The sequence below is a fragment of the Bacillus sp. A1 genome (genome assembly GCF_042296235.1).
In the GTDB taxonomy this organism is placed as follows: domain Bacteria; phylum Bacillota; class Bacilli; order Bacillales; family Bacillaceae; genus Bacillus; species Bacillus velezensis.
In genome coordinates this window covers 3,393,818-3,415,105 of sequence record NZ_CP141181.1, presented here as the reverse complement: position 1 = coordinate 3,415,105, position 21,288 = coordinate 3,393,818, and the positions used below count along the sequence as shown (strand labels likewise).

The following is a 21,288-nucleotide window of genomic DNA, read 5'->3' as shown; positions in this document are numbered from 1 at the left end:
CTTGCAGGTTTCTGAGGCATTACTTCTGGTCTTCCGTATTGCGTGTCAGCACTTTATCGATTAAGCCGTATTCTAAGGCTTCATCAGCTGATTTGAAGTTGTCGCGGTCTGTATCGCGCTCAATGACTTCAAGCGGCTGGCCGGTACGTTCAGCAAGCACTTTGTTTAATTTGTCGCGAAGCAAGAGAATGCGTTTTGCGGCGATTTCAATTTCTGTCGCCTGTCCTTGCGCTCCGCCAAGCGGCTGGTGAATCATAACTTCACTGTTAGGAAGCGCGTAACGTTTGCCTTTTTCTCCGGCTGCAAGTAAAAATGCTCCCATAGAAGCGGCCATACCGATGCAGATCGTGGATACTTTCGGTTTAATGAACTGCATTGTATCATAGATTGCCATACCGGCAGTGATTGATCCGCCAGGGCTGTTAATGTAAATGGAAATATCTTTTTCAGGGTCTTCCGCTTCAAGGAATAAAAGCTGTGACACGATGGAGTTCGCAACGTTGTCATCAATCGCAGATCCAAGCATGATAATACGGTCCTTCAAAAGACGGGAGTAAATGTCATAAGCTCTTTCTCCGCGGTTCGTTTGTTCAATGACTGTAGGTATTAAATTCATAATGCTCCTCCTTCACCTTTTAGGTAAGTATGTATTTACATGATACATTTTTGGTCAATAAAGGTCAAACAAAACGCTGACCAAAATGCCAACCTTTTCTTCTAACACCATTTTTCCCATAAAACAAAAAGTTCAAACAGCAAAGTGAAAATGAGGATGATCAGCGCCGGAGCCTTGAGAAAATGATATGGCCGGAGCGCTCAAAATAGACCGCAGTCGCGTCGGTACATACGGCTGAACGGTCTGACTACGTTGTCCGTCCTTCCAAAAGCCGTATCGGCAAATACGTTTCCAGCGGCAAATCATCAAATTCGCCTTCAATTTCTTTTGCTAAAATCTCGATGGCTGTTTTGGAAATCAATTCGATCGGCTGCTGGATGGTTGTCAAGTCCGGCAGAACCGATTGAACGGTTTCAGTGCCGTCATAACCGATCACTTTTAATTGACTCGGGATGTCTTTCCCCCGTTTTTTAGCCTCGTTCATCACGGCAGCCGCCATGATATCATCGCTGGCAAAAATTCCGTCGGTGTCAGGCTGTTCATCGAATAATGTTGAAATAATATCATGGTAATGCTGATAAAAGGGTACTTCATATGTAATAGGCTTCCGTCCGTGTTCATGCATGACGTCTTCGTATGCTTTTCTTCTGAGGTTTGCCGGTGTTTCGAGTTCAATCGGGCCGTTGAGATGGACGATGTGCCGGCACCCTTTTTCAATCAGCAGTTCAGCCGCCTTTTTTCCGCCGTCATAGTTGTCTGAGCCGACGACTGGAATCGTGTCCGATAAGTAATGATCAATGGCGACAATCGGCAGATTTTGCTTGTGATCATTGAGAATTCCCCGGTTGTAAGTCACGGCGATCACGCCGTCCACTTGGTTTCTTATCAGCATCTCCAAATATTTTTCTTCCTTATCCTTTCGATGTAAACTGTTGCAAAGCAGCAGTTTGTAGCCCATGGACGTACAAATGCTTTCAATATGAAAGGCGAGTTCGCCGAAAAATGGGTTGCTGGAGTTTGGGATGATAAGCCCTATTAAATTGGTTCGTTTTCGGAATAAAGAGCGGGCCAGATCGTTTGGAAAGTAATTGATTTCTTCCATCGCCTTGTACACTTTTTCTTTTGTTTTTTCGCTGATATAGCCGCGGTTATTTAATACCCGCGAAACGGTTGTAGATGAAACTCCCGCTATTTTCGCAACATCATGAATGTTAGGCTTCATTCCCGTGCCCTCCTGCTTACTGAAATGGCTTACAATTTCCGTCACGCACTTATTTTAGAGAATCAGGCTGACATGTGCAAGGACATTCCATGTTTCTGTTTTCATATAAAGAGGGTGTGTTTGATTTGATTGAAATAATCAGAAAATTTTATGTCAACCGATTGACATATGAAACCGGTTGACATACAATTCTCTTTGAAAGCGCTTTATTTATGGAGTGAGGGGAAGTGACGGGTATGGAGAGATGGCTGGCGGCAATAAAGTGAAAGAATCAAGCAGCGATGTAAAGTAAGCGCTTACTCGGAGCACGCATGTATGTGATGAAAATGAAGAAGGAAGTATGCGGCTCTAAAACGGCTATTAAAAGGTCCTATTAAAGGAGCGGTGCAAATGAAAAGCTCAAAAAGTCTGTATTGGAAACTGAGTGCTTATTTCTTCTTTTTCTTTTTTACTTGGTCTTCCAGCTATTCTTTATTTGCGATTTGGTTAGGGCAGGAAATCAATTTAAACGGATCAGCGACAGGCATTATCTTTTCTGTAAACGCCGTATTTGCCCTGTGCATGCAGCCTCTTTACGGTTTTATCTCTGACAAATTGGGGCTGAAGAAAAAGATATTGTTTATGATCAGCTGTCTTCTCATATTCACGGGTCCGTTTTATATCTTCGTCTATGGGCCGCTTTTACAATACAACGTCTTTCTTGGCGCCGTTGTCGGAGGCTTATATTTGGGAGCCGCTTTTTTGGCGGGGATAGGCGCGATTGAAACGTACATTGAAAAGGTCAGCCGTAAATATGATTTCGAGTATGGAAAATCTAGAATGTGGGGCTCGCTGGGCTGGGCGGCGGCTGCATTTTTTGCAGGTCAGCTTTTCAATATTAATCCCAATATCAACTTCTGGATCGCGTCTGTTTCAGCCGTCATATTAACGGCCATCATCATGTCTGTAAAAATTGAAATGACCGATCATGAGAAAAACAGAGCGGATTCGGTCCGGTTAAAAGATGTGGGGCGGCTCTTTTTACTAAGAGATTTCTGGTTTTTTATGATGTACATTATCGGGGTGACTTGCATTTACGGCGTATATGATCAGCAGTTCCCGATCTACTATGCGTCTTTGTTTCCTTCAGTGTCGACGGGTAACCAAGTATTCGGCTATCTTAATTCATTCCAAGTGTTTTTGGAGGCCGGCATGATGTTTCTTGCGCCTTTTATCGTCAATAAGTTCGGGGCGAAAAACAGTTTGATTTTAGCGGGGTTTTTAATGGCTTTCCGCATCGTCGGGTCGGGAATTGCAGTTGAGCCTGTAGGCATTTCATCAATGAAACTCATCCACGCACTGGAATTGCCGATTATGCTGATCGCTGTTTTTAAATATTTGGCTGCCAATTTTGATACGCGTCTGTCGTCCGTCCTTTATCTCGTCGGTTTTCAATTCGCATCTCAGGCAGGCGCGTCGATTCTGTCGCCGCTTGCGGGAGGATTATATGACAGTGCGGGGTTCCGTCAAACCTATCTCATCATGGGAATCGTCGTCTTCGGTTTTACCGTCATCTCCATATTTACTTTATTGGGCCCGAAACAAAACAGCAGGCGTGTCCAGCGTCTGCAAAAAATCGGATAGAGAGGATGTTACAAATGGATAGAATTCAGCAGGCGGAAGAAGCTTTGAAGGAAGCCGAGGGTAAAGTGAAACAAAGATATCGATTGGGGTACCATATTATGCCCCGGGCGAATTGGATCAATGATCCGAACGGACTTATTCAGTTTAAAGGAGAATACCACGTCTTTTTTCAGCATCATCCGTATGATGAGCATTGGGGGCCGATGCATTGGGGACATGTAAAAAGTAAAGATCTCATTCATTGGGAGCACCTGCCGGTTGCCTTAGCTCCGGGGGATGAATTCGACCAAAGCGGCTGTTTTTCGGGAAGCGCGGTCGATGATCATGGAAGATTGGCCCTCATCTATACAGGACATAATATAATTGATCAAGAGAAAGACCTATTCTATCAAACTCAAAATATCGCTGTCAGCCAAGATGGAACCGTGTTTGAAAAGCTTCAGGAAAACCCCGTTATTGCGGAACCGCCGGAAGACAGCGCCCGTCATTTCCGCGATCCGAAAGTATGGAAGCATCGCGATGTTTGGTATATGGTCATCGGCAACTCCTCAAAAGAAAACGTCGGACGGGTCGTTTTATACCGTTCACCTGATTTGCGTGATTGGGAATACGCGGGGGTTCTCGCCCAAAGTGACGGTAATCTCGGCTATATGTGGGAATGTCCTGATTTCTTTGAATTAGGCGGCAAACATGTCCTGCTGATTTCGCCCCAGGGGATCGAGGCGGACGGTGATTCCTATCAAAATTTACATCAAACCGGTTATTTAATCGGTGACTATCATGATGAAACAAACAAATTTACACACGGCGCTTTTAAAGAACTGGATCACGGCCATGACTTTTACGCCGTGCAAACATTATTAGATGATAAAGGACGCAGAATTGCCATCGGCTGGATGGATATGTGGGAATCTGAGATGCCGACAAAAGCGGACGGATGGTGCGGTGCACTGACTTTGCCGCGAGAACTGACTTTGCGTGATGATCATAAACTTTTGATGAATCCCGTGGAAGAAACCAAGCAGCTGCGGAAAATGGAATATCGGGAATGTGCCGGACGATCGGTTTCAGGGAGTTACTTGGCAAAGACGTCCGAAGACCTGCTTGAAGTCCGAGTCGTGTTTGATATAAACGATTCTGATGCCGAAACGGCAGGTTTTAAGATTCGCGGCCTTGACGAAGAAGAACTTGTGCTGACATACAATCTGACGGATAAAAAGCTGACACTTGATTGCACCAAGATGGGGAAAGCGAAAGACGGTGTGAGAAGGGTGCAGACGGATACAAACGGCAAGCTGGCGCTGCGTATCTTTATTGACAGATCCTCGATTGAAGTATTCGCCAATCATGGAGAAACAACGATGACAAGCCGTATCTATCCGAATGAAGGCAGATTGGGGATTGAGCTGTTTTCTGAGAAAGGCGCCGTAAAGGTTGAGGAATTCACCTATTGGACGTTAAAGGACATTTGGAAAAAAAGCTGAAATGTGCTTTTTCTGAAGTGGCTGGAAATGTACCGATCCGGGGGCAGTCCGCCTGAAATGGTTTTTTTGTGAAAATCAATGCCGTTATACGATGCAGGATTATGCTGCATGAGGAAGCTGCATAATCCTGTTGTTGCATTATCAAAAAAGAGTTGCTTTCTGTGCGTTTCTTTATTATAATATAAAGGTATCTGATTGAAAAAACGTGCGCTCGTAGCTCAGTTGGATAGAGCGGTGGTTTCCGGTACCACGTCTGTCGGGGGTTCGAATCCCTCCGAGCGCGTCCAATACGTTATAACCCCGTCATATCAACGTTTTCCGACGGTCCGTTAAGCGTTAAGTGTACGAAAAGTGTCCGGAAGGGCGCGAACCGGTAAAGAACGGGCCCGGCTTTAATCGGTCGGCTCGCTTCTCCTAAAACGAAATAGTCCGATTCAGCAAACGTAACCTCGCGGATAAATAAATCCGGGAGGTTTTTTTGTTATGGCGGTTTTAAAACGGAGGCAAGGCGTCCGGAATCGGCGCGAGACTGACGGAATAATGAAGAGCTTCAAAGCGGTGAAGACCGTTCATGAAGCGTTGGAAATCGTTTGCGAATTATATGTAACGGAGAACTATCGCGATAGAACGATCAATGATTATCGGAAGTATTGGGCCGAATTCACGGAGGTAGTCGGAATCATGCCGTCTGATAACGTGACGGACATCACGGAAGATCATCTGCGTTCTTATATTACAACGATGCTAAACATACGAGCTCTTTCGCCTGTAACGATAAACATTCGTTTAGGCGGTATTAAATCGATCCTTAGCCGAATGACTAAGCGCGGCCTTCTAAACGAGAATCCAGCGAAAAGAGTAACAAAGCTTCGCGTCGATGAAAAGACGATAAAAATGCTCACGGATAGTCAAGTACGGCGTTTCTTTAAAATGATCGATAAAGATACATTTCCGGGCTTTCGCGATTATGTAGCGTTCCTTATTGCGCTGAAGTGCGGGCTTCGCTCGAATGAGCTTGAAGGACTCAAGCCGGAAGATATCGACTTTGACAACCTCGTTATTGTGCTTCCGGGCGCCGTCAACAAGAACCGTAAAAACAGAATGGTACCGATGACTGAACAAGTCGCGGAAGAGTTGCGGCAATTACTAACGGAAATGACGGATTATTTCGGTACTTTTACGCATGTTTTCGTTAATCAGTACGGAGATAAGATTGCGAAAGATCATTTGCGGAAGAGGGCTGCGAAGTACGGGGAAATGGCGGATTTAAAAAAAGAATGCCGACCGAGCCTTCACAGCTTACGACATTCCTTTGCGATTAACTATCTACGGAACGGCGGTGACATACGTTCCCTACAAAAAATAATGGGGCACGCTGACCTCGCTTCTACAGAAATATATCTCGATTATGTAGACGATATCGTAATCGAGCAATACAGAAAAGCAAGTCGAAACGACACGTTAAAGATATAAAAACAAAAAAAGAACGCCATCCAGCGGAAATAAATCCGATAGATAAGACGCCCTAACCTACGTCTATCTTATCGGAAAAAAGCGTACGTGTCAACGCTTATTTAAGTGCGCCCGTTTTTCCGACGGACCGGCGTCTCTTATCGAGGAGAGAGCCGAATGTATACGAAAGAAGCCTCTAAAATGGCGTCATTCCGTTCAGTGGATGAGCTTAACGGCGCCATCCGTACGCACATATACCGCAATAAATCCGATCTAACGCCTGCCGCAATCGAGGTTCTAAAGGTGTTGTCTCGTCATGCCGTCAAAACGCCGGGCGTGGCGTACCTGAAGCTCGCATCTATCGCGGAATTAATCGGCCGGCACCGCGTTACTGTGATTCGGGCCATTAAACGTTTAGTCGATCTCGGCATTATCCGCAAAGAAATTAAATACCGGCCAGTATCCGGCGGCAACGGCGCAAATATGTACGTTATCCTGCCGGCGGCCGATGTTACCCCGTCCGTGTTACCCCGCCAAGAAGCCGAAAAGCCAACGGAGACAAAGCCGGAAGCGCCGAAACGGGGGAACGAAGCTGTTATTTCTCAAAGCAAATTAAAGTTACTACGTAATACGTATGCTGCGTTTAAGTCTGCGGTCAATACGTTTATCAGCGATCGGAAATTAACGAGCAAGTTGTACGGCATATACCTTGCGCATACGTCGTATTTAAAAGGCGTGTATGCTGCCGGTGCGCTTCAAGAAATCGGACTGGAAGCCGTTCGTCAAACGTTTATAGCGACTAAACGGAAGCCTATCCGCAACTTGGCCGGCTATTATAACGGCGTACTAGACCGGATGCTTGACCGTTTGCTTTCAGATCGATTCGATGACTTGGAAGCATAAAAAAGACGCTGATTGTTCAGCGTCAGTAATTCATCGAGTGCGGACTGTTTCGCACTCCGGACACACAACCAATGTAACCGGAGTAAGTTTGAATGATGCTGAGTTTAATCCTTGGCTTTCCTTAAGGGAAACTGAAGAATTACCTATCTGAATGGGGGTAAATCTTTGCTCACCTTCTTCGAATCCACAAGCCGCACATTTTAAGTTTGCCATTAAAAACACCTCCCTACGTCAATTATATCAGCGTAGAAAGGCGTTGTGTGGAGGGCAGGTCAGTCTTGGCGTTCGAACTGGACGACCTCTTCAATAGGACAATCTAAGTATTCGCAAATATAAGCGATTGTAGTCAATGAAACAAATTCGCCGGCTGAGAACTTCGCCATGATTGTCGGCGAGATGCGTAGATCATCCTTTAGTTGTTTCTTTGTTATGTCTCTCTTTAATAAAGTCATCTCTAGCGGTTTATAGTTTGGTTTTAAGGTTAATGATTTCTTCGTCATTCTAATACCTCCGAAAATGCTTGCTATGTTTATGCACTTATTATAACATATATGCATAGGAATAATACAAAAAAGTGTAGGAAAAATACATAAATGTGTTGACTTAAACTACACAAAAGTGTATTATAGTATTAGAAGGACGGAACAACAGTCCTTCAAAAACAGAAAGGAGGACGGAAGATTGATTGAACTAATCACAAAGCTTTCCGTTATCGCCGCATCTTGGCTAACGATACTGAAACTCACGCTAGAGCTTCGCAAGATGCGGAAAGAGACGAAAAGCAAAAAGCGACGCTCTCCCTCCAAGAAGAAACGTCGCAAGTAACCAAGACGGGGCGAAAGCCCCGGCTGTTCAATCAATTATACCACATATGAAAAAGATTAATACAATCGAATTGTTTCTAATTGTTGCCCTTTGCTTCTGGATCGCAAGCATGAATTTTACAGCACTTTCTGTTTTAGACTTCATCGGAATTGGCACAGCGGTCGTATATTGCGGGTTGATCGTGTGGAAATTGCTGTCCCGATGAATAACAAAACGGCGTTCGGCGGCAGCGAAGTCGTCGGACGTCACTAAACGAAAGGATGATCCGTTATGACAAACGTTATCAATAAAAACAGCCTTATTCCGGCTGAGTACGTTATATATAATTTCGCAGGAGAAGGAAAAGACTTGCGGAAGGACAAACAGCTCGTTCACTTAGGCGGTAATTTAGCGATTGGCTACGAAGATGGTTGCGGTATCATGCTTTATGAAATGGCTGGCGATCCCGGTGCGTGGGAGATCGGAGACAATGACCACGTCTTACACGATATATACGATGATGGTTGGCTCTCCGATGTCCCGATCCAAAAGCTCGCGAGTATGTCGGTTCTTGAATTCATGCTCACGGTTGCCGAAAGGAAAGCGAAGAAAAAGGCAGTGGTTTCATGAATATCCGTAGTACACTTTACCTAATTGCGCGAATTCTCGGTGATGTCAACGCAGTCAAACGCGGGAAAATCGGTCAAAGAATTGTCCGGAGGGCGGCCGGAAAAGCCATCGGCAGGCTTTTCAAGTAGTTTAGACTCGTTTGTCAACAATTACCTCTAAAAACTTTGTGACTTTCGACATATTTCGACGGAAAAATTCTCAATAGTCAGGTAATATAGTGAACAACAAGAGAACACTTGTACGGGTGAAAATTCAGGTGGCTTACATAAGCCACTTCTCGGTTGACGGGTGATGCTTAATCCCGCCAGCGACTGTCTATTCTTGCGGAATCCATTCGTACAGATCATCTATGGTGCAGTTTAAGATCTGCGCAAACGTTCGAGCAGTTCCGAGAGTCATTTCTTGTTTACCCTGTACGTACTTAGAGATATGACTCTTATCGTAACCACTTTTGTCCGCAAGCATCGTTTGTGTAAAGCCACATTCGACTAACAAGTCGCGAAGTAGACACCGTCCCGGTCTGTACTTCACCGATTAAACACCTCCGCAAAGCTTTTATCGGGCTTTACGAAGGAAATTATAAACTATTGCCGTCTGTTTTTCTATTCGTTTCTGGATGCACAATAATTTGGAGGAAGAAGGGGAAGGGTTTGAAAAGTTTATCGGACGAAATTTTCAATTTGATTGAAGATAGCGATCTAAAACCGACAAAAGTAGCAGAAATGGTTGGGATATCAGGAACTACTCTGTCTGATTTGAAAGAGTCTGATACCATCGGATTCATTTCAATGCTTAAGATAGCGCAAGTTTGCAAAGGATCTGAGTATCACGATGTCATGAGGAAATGGTGTCAGGTGCTCTTCACGACCGAATCACTTAAACATGCTTTCGAGTATGCGGCGGTTAAGAGGGACGTGGATCTTCTCGGAGAGTTGTTGTGTAAAACGAAAAACGATGAATACCTAGATTTGTATCGCAGTGTGTATGGATTAATCTACAGTTTTATGAGGGGAAAGATTCCGTTTCTCGATCTATATAATGAGCTTAAAAGTGTCCGAACGTCGAAGGACAAAAGCTTGTCGATCATAGTGAATATCTATAACTGCTACATGCTTTACTACAAAAAGGACTTCCTTGGGATATTAACGAGAGCTAAGAAGATCGAGAAAGAAATTCAAAAACTAGGAAATGGCAGAAGATCTTTTTTTAAGCAATGCTATACTTACAGATTATCTGAGGTTATGATGCCGGTACATCTTCACTTCTCTAATTTTGAAGCAGCGCGACGTTACGCGGAAATTTTAATTCACTCCAATATAAGCTACAAAGCGCTATCGGATGGGTATTACGGGCTTGGGATGTCTTACTTACTGAGCAATAAATCTTTATGTTTGAGGTATCTTGAACGCAGTTATCAGGCGATGAGCAAAATCGAAAGAACTGATCTTATCGCTGAAACTAAAACAAACTTTGAACTAGCTAAATTGTATTTCGATGTTCGAGAAGGGATGTCTATTCCTGAGATGAAGCGCTTCTTAATGAATATGACATTACGAGATGAGGCTGATTTCATAAAATACTTTGGTTTTATATCAAAAAATAGTCTGTCATCGATCTATGAAGGTATAAGCTATTTCTTCAGTAAAAAGAATTTTTTATTTGCTTATTTAATTGCCGATGATCTTGCTCGATTTGGTGTCGACGGTGAGCAAGTTGAGGCTTTAAAGTCGATAAAATTAATTGATAAGGTGGAGATTAGTTTTGAAAAAGAAGTTATTAGCTGTTTTAATCACTGGGATCGTGTTGGTATCAGCCGGGTATCTTAGCCAAAAAGAACAACCTGTAACAAACAGTGCAAAAGACGAGTTTAAAGTAGCTGAGCTTAATCCCGGAGCCTAATGCTTTTGCCCGCTGGCGCTTGTCGGCGGGCTAATCCTAAAATTCAGGGAAATTTAAAAAATATGAAATGGCTTAAAATTCAAATTCTTTTGTGGAGTAGTGGTATATTTTTCTTAAAGGCAAACGCGTTTTGGCGAACGCATAACAAAAAGGCCGACCCGTTGGCGCGGGCGACCCGTAAATCTCAGTTAGAAGATACAACAAACACGACATTTACACTCTTGGCGGAGTAATCGTATTTGTCAATCGCTGTTACTTGCACATAACAGCTTTTTAAGCAACCAAAAGAACCCGAAGGTTTTGTTACTTATTTTGTATTTTATCCGTTGTCACCGGATTTTACAAGGCGAACAGTATGCGAACACCTTCGGGAAATTGAATGGAGGTCAATGATATGCCAGTCGATTTCACATGGATATTTCCAATATCCGCAGTAATCGTAGTGTTTATCTTAGGCTGCATGGTATGGGCGGTTTGGAAAACAGATTCCGACGCTCAAAACAACAACTTCGGAGGGTTCGATAATGAATAAATATAACGTTTCTCGATCAGCAGTAAAAAACGCGGTAGCTCGTCTCAGTCTTACAAATGCGCAGGCACCGAACGCCTTAATTAAATACGCACAAGGCGCCGCGTTCGTTTGGGCGCTCGACTCTACAAGCGGCAGCCAAGCCGTTTACGATAATTACAAAGAAAGAGTGCGCCTTGTTATCGCTGAGAATGGCACCATCTTGGACGTTTTCCCCCTTGATTACGCGCTACAGTCACCGCACAACTTATCGGAAGAGGTACGACAATCGCTTATGGAGTCGACTAAAGAGACTTTGATTGCGAGAAGAGACGAAACCCACCGTAAATGGTGCGAATCTGAACTCGCTTTCCATGAAAATAGTTACGAAATCGCTAAAGTGCGCTTCGAATTAATTGACGCAGGTACCGAAGAGGCTGCGGCGTTAAACAGCCGTTTAGCGGACCTTTGCGCAGATAATAAGCGACTGCACGAAGATAGATCAGCATTCAGAAAAGAACGGACTGATTTAGAGCGTGCTCTTGTACCTTATATCTAAGATTGCGGACGGAACTAAAATTCGAGGGGGAAACGAAATGGAGAAAGTAAAAGTAAATCATCTTTGGTTGGTCGAGGACGGAAAGCGTTTTGAAGAAGAGATTGACGCAGTTAATATCGGGAATGGTCACGTAATCACCATGACAAATGCTGAGGAAAACGAGCAACTAGTCTGCCTCTACTCACTGTATGAAGGCTTAAACGGACCGGAAATCGGGTGGTTCTCTGAAGTTCACGAAGACGTAGCGTATACGGTGCCGGAAAGCGGATCTGTTCCGAGCTTAGAGGAGATCGCAGCCATGTCCGCAGTCGAGCTTATGTTGTTCTTGGCCGGTAAGTACAGAAAGGAGGCGCAACCGGCATGAGCGAGTTCCAAGCGCAGAAGGTGCATTTGGTCCGACACGGATCGGCGGATTTTCCATATGAAGAAACCCACGACGCCTATTTAATCTCAGCGGATACGATAGCATTGTGCGACTTTGATGCGTGGGGCGGCGGCAGGTTTGCGTTTTACGACACGGGCGGCCTAACGCGTAAGAATGACGGATACCACTTATACGACGATGCTCACCCGGAATCGTTCTCATTTGAGTTCGCTAAGGCTACGGCGGCCCTAAAGAAGCTCGACGGCCGCGAAATAGCAGATATGAGTGTCGCGCAGTTCATGCGGATGTTTTTCACGGGAGGAGAAAGCCATGTATAGAGTAGGCGAAACTGTGCGTTATTGGGGCGTTAAGGTGGGCGGCCTGACGTGGTTCTCATCAGAAATAATGATGGGTACGATACTCGAACAGCATCCCGTAAAAAAGAGTTATAGGATCGAGGGACAGTCGGGAACCGTTCACGATGTTCCGGAAAAGTTGATTGACGAAGGCTCCGCAGTAAAAGCCGGTTAAACGCCGGTTTATTTTTTGTCCAATTTCCGAAGTGCTTTCGCAGTTATAAATGACGGAAGAAAATCCGATAAAAAGTTGTGCCAAGCTGAAAGTTGATACGCAGTTAATAGCGAGGGAACAAATTCACGTTGAATTGTGCAGTCTAAAAAAGAGTCACGGGTATTATCTCTTGAGGAGGCTGCCGGGTGCTCTAGTTGATCTGGAAAACATCTTTGGATTTTCGAAAATAAATGCGCGATTTTCAAAAATAGTGCATATTATCGGTTGGTTTTAAAAATTTTTTTGTCCCTAAACCTCAATCGTGGCAAGGCTCAGAAGAAAATTGTAAAAAATTAGGTTGTCGCACAAATGAAGGCCGCCTGCCCGTTATAAAGTAGAGGGGCCAATTTACACTGGATGTAGACTTTCGGCCAGAAACAGCTAATTAAGCGCAGAAGGGAGCCTGCTTATGGAAATCACTAGCGAATTATTTGAACTACTTCGACGACACAAGAACATGACACAAGAACAGTTTGCGGAGTTATTAGGGATTAGCAAAAAGACAGTCAGTGCAATTGAAAGGAAGGAACGCTCGGTATCAAGGCGTACGCAACACCGAATTATTGAACGGATAGAGATTACAGAGAGTCTTCTCGAATACAAAGAAAAATATGACAGTTTGCGAGAACTTGTAAATTAAACAGAGTTCTTCGTGGCTTTAAGGTGGTGATCATTATATCGAAATAAGATAAGAACGCAGAAATACCCAATTGAAAACTACCACAAAAATGGAGGGAACGCAATGGGATCAGCGACCAACAGGCCGGACTACCATCGCCGATATGAGGCGACATATCAATTAAATGATGCGGAAGGCGTACGCAATCTATTGCGTGACTATAACGCCATTGATTCTCGGCGATTTGTAGGCGATACAGCCGCGTCAGACATACTTCTGGATTTAAAGGATGCTATAGATGCGGCAGGCCTTACAGCGCTTCAGCGTAGGGCATTAGAGCTTATCTATTTCGACGATCTTACGCAACAGATGGCCGCTGAATATCTCGGCATTGACAGAAGTGTCGTTTCTAAGCACATAACGGCGGCCGTCGGAAAAATAGCGAGTGTATATGCATATTGGGCGGCTCGCGGCGAGGGATACTGCGCAAGTTAACATCCTACAAATCAGGATGATGTACAAAAGATTAACAATAAAAAATAAATGGGGGAATTTATAATGAAAAAATTTACGGAAATTGAGCGCAATCTTATTACAGTTATCTTGGACGGTCGTCGCAATGACTACAAAAAAGAGCATGATTTTGAAAAGGTGTTCGGACGTAACGCTACTATTGATCTTGCAGAAGGCCGCACATTTTTGTTGGACGATGCGCTGTTTGGAGCAGATGGAGCTCCCGAGATTATTTACGATCTTTTGTACGAAACAGAATGCGATAATGTTAGCTTCGAAGTTATGATTAACGCACTGGAAGCCGCAGTTAATGGCGATTGGGAAAACGTCCCGGACGTGGAAGAAGCGATCGAGCTGACCGACCGCGAGCAAAATAAAGTCAGCGAGAGGAAGTTGCTTTTACGCGAATTCTTTGAGTCTGTCCGTAAGCTGAACGCGAAGTCCGAAGAAAACTGCGTAAGCATAGCGGCAGAGTTAAGGGAAGTCGAGGGGGTTGTACTATCCGGACTTGTTGTGTGGCACGAGGGCATTGCGGCCGATATAGATGAGTTCTTATCCGGAGTCAAGACGTTAGAGGAAATTGTCGATATTGTATACGAATTGAGCGACTGGGATACTCCGGTTGATTTCGATAACTACCTAGTAGCGGTTCTTGAAGCAATTAAAAACCTGTTCGTCAAAAGTGAAGGGAGCCATATCGAGCTGCTGTTCGACGTTCAGGAGATCGAGGCACTGGCGTTATACCTCGCTGGTATAAGCGTAGCATCACACGATCGCTTGGATGGGAAGCTTGCTGATTATTACGAAAGAGACATGCCGTTAAATGAACTAATGAATGCAATTAAGGGGGAAGCGTAATATGAAAACTTACAAAATCGTCTATAAACCGATGATAAAGCCGTTATTTAAGCTTTCAGATCCTTATGATATCCACGCGTTTCCGATGCCCGAATTTACCGGATATGGGACGGTGTCGGGCGAACGAGAAGAAACGGTTACGGCACCCAATAAACAGCTTGCGAAATCTATGCTTGCCTGCGCTATCATGTCAGAGCACCTCGGCGCCGACTACGATGTAAAACCGATTATTATCCAATCTTTACAGAATATTGTTACAATTGAAGAGTTGAACGGCGGGTCCCTTGAATAAACGCGGGCCTGCCGGCTTGCTCGTCGCAATTTGCGACAACAAACTAAACTACAGGAGGAAATTACTTGACGAAACCGGAATTGAAGGACTGGCAGCGTAAATTCGCAGAGATTAAGACGGAAGCGCCTGACGCGGAGCTGCACCGTATCAACGGGCCATTCTACATGGATAAGCACGGAAGAACCGGCCGGTTTATAACAACCGAACAGATCGAAAGTCGCCGTCGGTATAGCTATATTAAACGCCAAAATGAGGACCGTTCTTCGAAGTATTATGTTAATTGTTACGATGAGCCTGTAAAGGCCCTCACCGCAGCGCTATCTCTTTCGGAGCTCGGTGCGCTTATAAAGTTGCTTCCGTACCTAAAGTTTCAGAAACGTGGCTTACTCTTCCATAAGGGTGAACCGATGAACCTCGATATGATTGCGGAGATAATCGGAAAGAAGAAGCGCCAAACAAGCCGCACGCTGGCCGCATTGACAAAAACGGGCGCGATTATCCGTAAAGGGCACGGCGCTGGGACGCAGTATTACGTTTCAGAGAGCTTTCACAGCATCGGGAAGACGATTGCCGGCGCAACCTATACGAAACTGTATCAGCAGGAGACAAAGCGTCGTATTCGTGATCTGACGCTTCCAGAATGCGGCCTCTTATACAAGATGCTGCCGTATTTTCACCAAACCGAATACTACTTATGCGAGAATCCAACGTCTAAAGGCGAAACGATTGAGCACATGACGCAGGAGAGACTATCGGAAGTGATTTGCGAAAGCTTACCGACCGTCAAACGGCATATGAGCGCGCTTATGCGGGCAAACCTCGTAATGAAGATGCGGGCGAGAAATTCAGCGATCGTTGTAAACCCTGACGTTATGTTTCGGGCGGAAAAAGAGACCGAATACACGAACACGGTCCGAGGCCATTTCCGTGAATTAGACCGTCCGGAGTGAGTTGCGTATCAAATATGGCGTGTAGTCGGCAAGTTGCGTATCAAATATGACGTGGTATGAAAGTGGGTTGAGGCGTTGATGCGTATGGGTTTGTCATGTTTTTAAGTGTAAATCTCCTCTTATCTATATTAAACCCTGTCTTAAAGGGAATAAACACCTCCCGCCTGCCGTTCGTTTCACTCTCTCCGGCGGGGATATTCATTTAATATTACTTCTATCGCGATTAAGGTACTAAATAATTAATATCCGCGTCCATGAAGGAGCGTAAGCGACGTAGTGGGCGCTATTCTTTTTATGCACATTCCAGTCCCTCAGTTATCTATGTTTTATGAGAATGATATGCACACAAAATCCCGATATGCTGTCTTACGTTATGAGAAGGAGCATGCACATTATATGGCTTTAGCTGTCTATACGTAATAGAAGGACGTAACATACCGTATAACCTAGCGATAGGCAGGCGGGAAATAGCCGGCACACATACGCTATATGTAACACCGTATAGGCATACGTATAGTTATATAGGAAGGAAGGCGGCGGAGAGGCGTCCGGTTGCGATGCGTGATGAGGCGGACAGCAACGAGCCACTGCCGGAGGATGAGCCCTTCCGAAACTCACGGGGTCAAACCGAATGACCAACGCAATATGCACGATCCTATACATAGCATACGGCACATGGCATACGGCAGGGTGCAGGCGTGGCGCGGGTTCTCGAATGCATAAAGAACATACGATTAATTGCGATGAGTAAACGATGACGAACGTTATCATATCAACGTTTGTCTATTGATTCGAATGTAACTCAATTTACTTCTGTTAAATTCGTTATTCATAAATATGTATTTAATATACGATGACCCAAACGAAGAATCGCGGAAACGCCGGGCCCCCAACCGCCCCCAAAAATACCGGCGCAACTGCTGTCCGGAACTTGCGCACAATTTTTCGAACTCGGGGCGTCAACTAAACGGAGGTGATCGCGTTGTTCATTCAGGTTCAACGGCTGACAGACGACCAGAAGGCGCTATTAACGGGAAGGTTTGCGGAGATGCTCGAAGGAGACGGCGCGATAAAGATCACTGTAAATTGCGGAAGACCCTCCATATACGACATGGTAAGTAGAACGACGAGCTTCGAAATCCTCGAATCGATTACGAAATGATAAACGAAGGGGTAGACGTTGCCCCATAAATGCGACGTTTGCGAAAAAGATGGCGAAGTAGACTACGATGATATTAACGATCGTCATATGTGCGAGCGGTGTTGGGACGAATATTACGAGGCTTGTTATTATGGCGTCTTAACATAACGATTCTACCACGAAATAAGTACGCCCCAGCCGTTTTAATCCAGACGGAGGGTATTCGGTAGGGTAAGCGTTAGATATGCTAATTTCGTGTGATTTCGAAGGGAGAGCTAAAGGGTGGCAAAATATCGTAAAAAGCCGATTGAAATAGAAGCGGTAAAATTCGAGGATACGGCGCATTCAATCACTGATATTTCGAACTTGGCCGGCGGAAGGACGATCGTATACAGTTACCAGAGTGAATATCCGACTTTAACGATTCAGACTTTAGAGGGAGATATGACCGCGCAAGTTGGCGATTACATTATTCGCGGCATTAAGGGCGAACTTTACCTGTGCAAGCCGGACATTTTCGAAAAGACTTACGAAGGGGTAGGCGTTGAATAAACGTAAAAAAGAGCTTACCAGTCGCAATCTGAATAAGCTCTTTTCGTAATGCCGTTATCTAAACTTGTTAAAATAATTATACTATTTGTATATATATTTGTCAAACGAAAAAGTGAATTTATTTCAGAAGACCTAAAACAAAAAATACACTGGCGGCGTCCTACTCTCACAGGGGGAAACCCCCGACTACCATCGGCGCTGAAGAGCTTAACTTCCGTGTTCGGCATGGGAACGGGTGTGACCTCTTCGCTATCGCCACCAGCATATGTCCTTATGCGTTCATATCTTGGCAGAATGAGCACGTATCAGGAGTAACGGGTTTTCCGTTCTTACTGTACGTTCCGCAATCCGGACATGTCGGAATCATAGTAACAAGTTTAGATGACGACACTACTTTCGAACCTCCTCCCCCGGCGTCTCTATCCGGATTGCGAGCCCGGTTAGAAGTCCGCCGGCTCAAAGAACGTATGTAACGAACTCTGAGCAAGCAGACCTCGCCCCCTCAGCAACGCTAGGTCGAAATGTGTGTCAACTTGTTATTTTCCTTACATAAACATAATACTACAAAATATTCTATTTTTCTAGTAAATTTTTCTTGTTTTGTACGCAATCAGAACGAGGCTTCCGCACCCTACGGCGGAGGTCTTTTTGTGCTTGCGTTTTACTGATCAGTCGGAATGTGCTTCCGAGCCTTCCGGTGACGCTAGCGCACCCACCGACACGCCTCTTAACAATGCGGACCCCGGTCGGTGTGGCAAATAGGGGCGCATGTTCCTCGGTGGCGATGCGGTCTCCAAAACCGCGTGGGCAGGTTCGATCCCTGCCGCCCCTGTAAAAGCGGGTTTCATGTTGGAGCGCGCTTTAAGAAACGAAAAGGAGACGATGTGAATGGCGGATAAACGCGAATCAACAGTAAATTCAGAAATGGCGAAGGTGGGTACTACAAAATTCAGCCTAGAATCTCAAACCGGAAATATTTACGCAACAGGCGACGTTAGCGTAAAAGTAGCCGTAGAGGTATCAGAAGCTATAACCGGCCTCAAAGCGCTTCAGCGCGAAGCAAAGGCGGCGACGCAGGCGCTGGCTGAATTGCGCGAGGAGCAGGCGAGACACGGTGGTGGACGAAGCTATGACGAATAAGCAAACGGAATCCCACTGCGCCCCATCCAATTGTTCGCGCCATTTCGAAGTATGCGATTGCAAGTCGATGTGTCTGCTGCGGTATGGAGCCGAAATACGGAAGCGGCAGGAAGAAGTCGGGGCTGCAGCCGGCGTATACGAAAAAAGACGAGCACACCTACGTTGGCTACGGCTCAAACGTTGGGGCGCCCGTCGTCTTATAGATTAACATTCGCGTATACTTCGTCGATCCGGTCCTGATTGATTCCGATATACCGCAACGTGACCGACTGCTTCGAATGATTGAAAATCGATTGAAGTAGCGTAAGATCTGTGCCGTTCTTGTACGCGTGGTAGCCGAAAGTCTTACGCAATGAGTGACAGCCGATTGTGCCGAGCTTCTCCGAGAGGCCGGCGCGTTCAACAGCTTCGTTAAGGATGCCGTAGGCACGAACACGGGTAATGGCTTTCGAACCTTTCCGAGAAGGGAAAAGCCAGTCGTCATCGTTTGCTTCGGTCGGAATCAGGTCGGCAACGGCTTTCTTGATTGCGGAATTGAAGAAGAAACGTTTTGACTTCTTCGTTTTCCCTTCCGTAATCGCAACGAAGTCCTTTCCGCGCACATCACCGACTTTAAGCGCAAGTATATCGGAAATGCGTAGGCCGGAATTAATGCCGATCGTAAATAAAAGCAGATCACGCCCGCGAAGGGCTTTTTTTATTGCGTTTATTTGGCGTTTTTCTCTAATCGGTTGGACTTCGTTCATTCGAATTTCACTCCGTTCTCAATATGTTAAATTCATATTAACGAAAATAATAACGAAAGTCAAGCGAAAGGGGGGCGGTAATTTGGCGTACATTAACGGAAAATGGTTGGATCGTGAAGAGCGGCAAGAACGTATCGACTTATTGATCGAGAGTGTGCGTCGATTAGCGGCCCTCATTAAAGCGAAAAAAGCCACCGATTACCATATCGATATGTTCCGGAAGAACAAGGCCGAATTAATTAAACTGAAGCGCGTTCATCGTGCCGAGGTGGATATCGCATATTTCACCTACGAGTATTTGAGCGACGGCCTAAATCCGGAAAACGAGGATAATGTCGTAAGGAACTCGGATGACGGGACGCCCCACGACGGCATTGAAGATATCGCGAAGATACACGAAGAGTTTTTTGAGCTTTGCGATTACGTCAACGAAGAAAAAAGGAATGCGCGTCTTGCAATCGCGGCAGCCCGGGGCCACTCAAAATCCGGAATGTTTTCGAACGCTTTGCCGTTACATCAGGCGGCTTATAGAAAGCGCAAATACATTCTCGTGATATCAGAGACGGATTCGCTATCGAAAAAGCTCATCGGATGGGTTAACAAGCAAATGAAATTTAATGCCAAGCTGCGGGAAGACTTCGGGCCTATGATGCACGAGTCGGCAAGCCGCAACGAAAAGGATAACGAAGAGGCGTTCATTACAACGACGAATATCCTTATCGAGTCGTCATCCTCCGGTAAGCAGCTTCGCGGTAAGCGTCACGGAGCTGTCCGGCCGGATCTCGTAATAATTGACGACCCGTCATCGACAAACAACGAAGGAACCAAGGAAGCGCGGGAAAAGCTCGTTCATTGGTTTAACTCGGTCGTTGTTCCGATCGGGTCCAAGGCGACTGCGATCGTGTTAGTCGGGACAATGGTTTCGGCGACCGGGCTTCTTAACCACGTTCTGAAGCGTAAGGATTTCAAGGCGAGCTTTCACGGAGCGATCATAAGCGAGCCAACACACCCGGAATTATGGGACAAATACTGCGAGGTCTATGCGAGAGCGGAAACGATCGAAGAGGCTGACGAATTCTACGAAGCGCATAAAGAGGCGTTGGAGGACGGCGTCGAACTGGCGTGGCCTTGGCGCTGGACCTATCGCGAGCTCATGCACGAGAAAGTAAACATGGGAACGCGCGCATACAATTCGGAATTCCGAAACTTGGCTTTCAGCGAAGACGAGCAGTTCTTCTTCCCGGATAACTACGCTTATTACCACTATTATCACGAGAACGGAACAGCATACGTCGTGTACAACGAATTGAAAATACCGGTCAGTGATCTTCTAATTGTTGGCGCGTGGGATATCGCGCAGGGTAAGAATGCGCGGTCTTGCTATAACTCGGTTATTACGCTCGGCAAACACGAGCCGACCGGATACATTTTCGTACTCGATGAATACGCGTCGAAGGAACCGGCGCACGTATACATTGACGTCATTATTCGGAAGATCAAACAATACCGACATCGTTCCTTCAACGTCGAAACAATAAACGCGCAACACGAATACTATCGTCAGCTTCAGGAGCGGGTCCGGCAGGAAGGTCTTTATACGTGCCGCGTGAACGATGTGAAATCGCATAAATCTTCGAAAGACGAGCGTATTCAGTCGATGGAGCCGATGCTGCATAACAAAACGTTGATTCTGAACGATAGGCACACGATGCTTCTCGATCAGATGGCGCAGTATCCTTTCGGCGATTACGTTGATTCACTCGACGCGCTTCAGCAGGCGCTCGAATCCGTATTCAGGCCGAAAACAAGGCTAGTGAAGAAGCCGGGATGGCTATAAGAAAGG

Annotated in this window: 23 protein-coding genes, 2 tRNA genes and 1 rRNA gene; 20 read left to right on the top strand and 6 right to left on the bottom strand. The window is 45.5% G+C overall.

The window, feature by feature from the left end; all coding sequences use genetic code 11:
* Positions 1-19: 19 nt before the first annotated feature.
* Both clpP and U2H13_RS16920 read right to left on the bottom strand, forming a co-directional pair.
* A complete protein-coding gene (gene clpP / locus U2H13_RS16925; RefSeq protein WP_003151513.1) occupies positions 20-616 on the bottom strand; it encodes an ATP-dependent Clp endopeptidase proteolytic subunit ClpP in 597 nt (198 codons plus the stop codon).
* Between the two features lie 247 nt (positions 617-863).
* Entirely contained in the window at positions 864-1,838 is a 975-nt protein-coding gene (locus U2H13_RS16920) for a LacI family DNA-binding transcriptional regulator (protein WP_376700550.1), read from the bottom strand.
* A 390-nt stretch (positions 1,839-2,228) separates the two neighbouring features.
* Between U2H13_RS16920 and U2H13_RS16915 the strand changes: the two genes are divergently transcribed.
* From U2H13_RS16915 to U2H13_RS16895, 5 genes are all read left to right on the top strand, one after another.
* Positions 2,229-3,461: an MFS transporter gene (locus tag U2H13_RS16915; protein WP_007613980.1), complete on the top strand. Its 1,233-nt coding sequence runs from the start codon at positions 2,229-2,231 to the stop codon at positions 3,459-3,461.
* A 14-nt stretch (positions 3,462-3,475) separates the two neighbouring features.
* Positions 3,476-4,945, top strand: a complete 1,470-nt coding sequence (locus tag U2H13_RS16910; RefSeq protein WP_014418948.1) for a glycoside hydrolase family 32 protein — start codon at positions 3,476-3,478, stop codon at positions 4,943-4,945.
* A gap of 207 nt (positions 4,946-5,152) precedes the next feature.
* A tRNA-Arg gene (locus tag U2H13_RS16905) sits at positions 5,153-5,228 on the top strand.
* A 200-nt stretch (positions 5,229-5,428) separates the two neighbouring features.
* Complete coding sequence (locus U2H13_RS16900; RefSeq protein ID WP_069449029.1) at positions 5,429-6,418, top strand: tyrosine-type recombinase/integrase; 990 nt, start codon at positions 5,429-5,431, stop codon at positions 6,416-6,418.
* A gap of 156 nt (positions 6,419-6,574) precedes the next feature.
* Positions 6,575-7,300, top strand: a complete 726-nt coding sequence (locus U2H13_RS16895) for a helix-turn-helix domain-containing protein (protein WP_069449028.1) — start codon at positions 6,575-6,577, stop codon at positions 7,298-7,300.
* A gap of 272 nt (positions 7,301-7,572) precedes the next feature.
* Here the strand turns inward: U2H13_RS16895 and U2H13_RS16890 are convergent, their stop codons facing one another.
* A complete protein-coding gene (locus U2H13_RS16890; protein WP_069449027.1) occupies positions 7,573-7,800 on the bottom strand; it encodes a helix-turn-helix transcriptional regulator in 228 nt (75 codons plus the stop codon).
* 595 nt (positions 7,801-8,395) lie between these two features.
* On the opposite strand from U2H13_RS16890, the gene U2H13_RS16885 reads away from it, so the two are divergent.
* Positions 8,396-8,734: a hypothetical protein gene (locus U2H13_RS16885; RefSeq protein ID WP_069449026.1), complete on the top strand. Its 339-nt coding sequence runs from the start codon at positions 8,396-8,398 to the stop codon at positions 8,732-8,734.
* A 315-nt stretch (positions 8,735-9,049) separates the two neighbouring features.
* On the opposite strand, the gene U2H13_RS16880 is transcribed toward U2H13_RS16885, so the two are convergent.
* Entirely contained in the window at positions 9,050-9,265 is a 216-nt protein-coding gene (locus U2H13_RS16880; RefSeq protein WP_014470968.1) for a helix-turn-helix transcriptional regulator, read from the bottom strand.
* Between the two features lie 119 nt (positions 9,266-9,384).
* Here U2H13_RS16880 and U2H13_RS16875 point away from each other — a divergent pair, with 119 nt between their 5' ends.
* From U2H13_RS16875 to U2H13_RS16825, 11 genes are all read left to right on the top strand, one after another.
* Positions 9,385-10,560 (top strand): AimR family lysis-lysogeny pheromone receptor, encoded by a 1,176-nt coding sequence (locus tag U2H13_RS16875; RefSeq protein WP_014470967.1) that lies wholly within the window; start codon positions 9,385-9,387, stop codon positions 10,558-10,560.
* A gap of 597 nt (positions 10,561-11,157) precedes the next feature.
* Positions 11,158-11,700 carry a hypothetical protein gene (locus tag U2H13_RS16870; RefSeq protein WP_069449024.1) on the top strand — a complete coding sequence of 181 codons (543 nt, stop codon included), beginning with the start codon at positions 11,158-11,160 and terminating at the stop codon, positions 11,698-11,700.
* Between the two features lie 37 nt (positions 11,701-11,737).
* Positions 11,738-12,064, top strand: coding sequence for a hypothetical protein (locus tag U2H13_RS16865; RefSeq protein WP_069449023.1), 327 nt, complete (start codon positions 11,738-11,740; stop codon positions 12,062-12,064).
* Entirely contained in the window at positions 12,061-12,402 is a 342-nt protein-coding gene (locus U2H13_RS16860) for a hypothetical protein (protein WP_069449022.1), read from the top strand. Before U2H13_RS16865 ends, U2H13_RS16860 begins: the two co-directional genes overlap by 4 nt.
* On the top strand, positions 12,395-12,595 hold the full coding sequence (locus U2H13_RS16855) for a hypothetical protein (protein WP_069449021.1): 201 nt from the start codon (positions 12,395-12,397) through the stop codon (positions 12,593-12,595). Before U2H13_RS16860 ends, U2H13_RS16855 begins: the two co-directional genes overlap by 8 nt.
* Before the next feature lie 448 nt (positions 12,596-13,043).
* The gene (locus U2H13_RS16850) at positions 13,044-13,274 is read left to right on the top strand and encodes a helix-turn-helix transcriptional regulator (RefSeq protein ID WP_076984065.1); all 231 of its coding nucleotides are present in this window, start codon (positions 13,044-13,046) and stop codon (positions 13,272-13,274) included.
* A 102-nt stretch (positions 13,275-13,376) separates the two neighbouring features.
* Positions 13,377-13,748: a sigma factor-like helix-turn-helix DNA-binding protein gene (locus tag U2H13_RS16845; protein WP_069449020.1), complete on the top strand. Its 372-nt coding sequence runs from the start codon at positions 13,377-13,379 to the stop codon at positions 13,746-13,748.
* Positions 13,749-13,811: 63 nt separating this feature from the next.
* Positions 13,812-14,624, top strand: a complete 813-nt coding sequence (locus U2H13_RS16840; RefSeq protein ID WP_069449019.1) for a hypothetical protein — start codon at positions 13,812-13,814, stop codon at positions 14,622-14,624.
* Position 14,625: 1 nt separating this feature from the next.
* Positions 14,626-14,916 carry a hypothetical protein gene (locus U2H13_RS16835; RefSeq protein WP_069449018.1) on the top strand — a complete coding sequence of 97 codons (291 nt, stop codon included), beginning with the start codon at positions 14,626-14,628 and terminating at the stop codon, positions 14,914-14,916.
* Positions 14,917-14,981: 65 nt separating this feature from the next.
* On the top strand, positions 14,982-15,866 hold the full coding sequence (locus U2H13_RS16830) for a replication/maintenance protein RepL (RefSeq protein ID WP_069449017.1): 885 nt from the start codon (positions 14,982-14,984) through the stop codon (positions 15,864-15,866).
* A gap of 1,423 nt (positions 15,867-17,289) precedes the next feature.
* Entirely contained in the window at positions 17,290-17,559 is a 270-nt protein-coding gene (locus tag U2H13_RS16825; RefSeq protein ID WP_257262491.1) for a hypothetical protein, read from the top strand.
* 147 nt (positions 17,560-17,706) lie between these two features.
* Here U2H13_RS16825 and rrf read toward each other — a convergent pair.
* Positions 17,707-17,822: ribosomal RNA gene (gene rrf / locus U2H13_RS16820) — 5S ribosomal RNA — on the bottom strand.
* A 497-nt stretch (positions 17,823-18,319) separates the two neighbouring features.
* Between rrf and U2H13_RS16815 the strand changes: the two genes are divergently transcribed.
* A tRNA-Trp gene (locus U2H13_RS16815) sits at positions 18,320-18,391 on the top strand.
* Positions 18,392-18,447: 56 nt separating this feature from the next.
* Positions 18,448-18,699, top strand: coding sequence for a hypothetical protein (locus U2H13_RS16810; protein ID WP_232673924.1), 252 nt, complete (start codon positions 18,448-18,450; stop codon positions 18,697-18,699).
* A 197-nt stretch (positions 18,700-18,896) separates the two neighbouring features.
* Here U2H13_RS16810 and U2H13_RS16805 read toward each other — a convergent pair whose 3' ends face one another.
* Complete coding sequence (locus tag U2H13_RS16805) at positions 18,897-19,445, bottom strand: site-specific integrase (RefSeq protein WP_232673925.1); 549 nt, start codon at positions 19,443-19,445, stop codon at positions 18,897-18,899.
* An 82-nt stretch (positions 19,446-19,527) separates the two neighbouring features.
* On the opposite strand from U2H13_RS16805, the gene terL reads away from it, so the two are divergent.
* Positions 19,528-21,282: a phage terminase large subunit gene (terL, locus tag U2H13_RS16800; RefSeq protein WP_033575279.1), complete on the top strand. Its 1,755-nt coding sequence runs from the start codon at positions 19,528-19,530 to the stop codon at positions 21,280-21,282.
* The last annotated feature ends 6 nt before the right edge of the window (positions 21,283-21,288 follow it).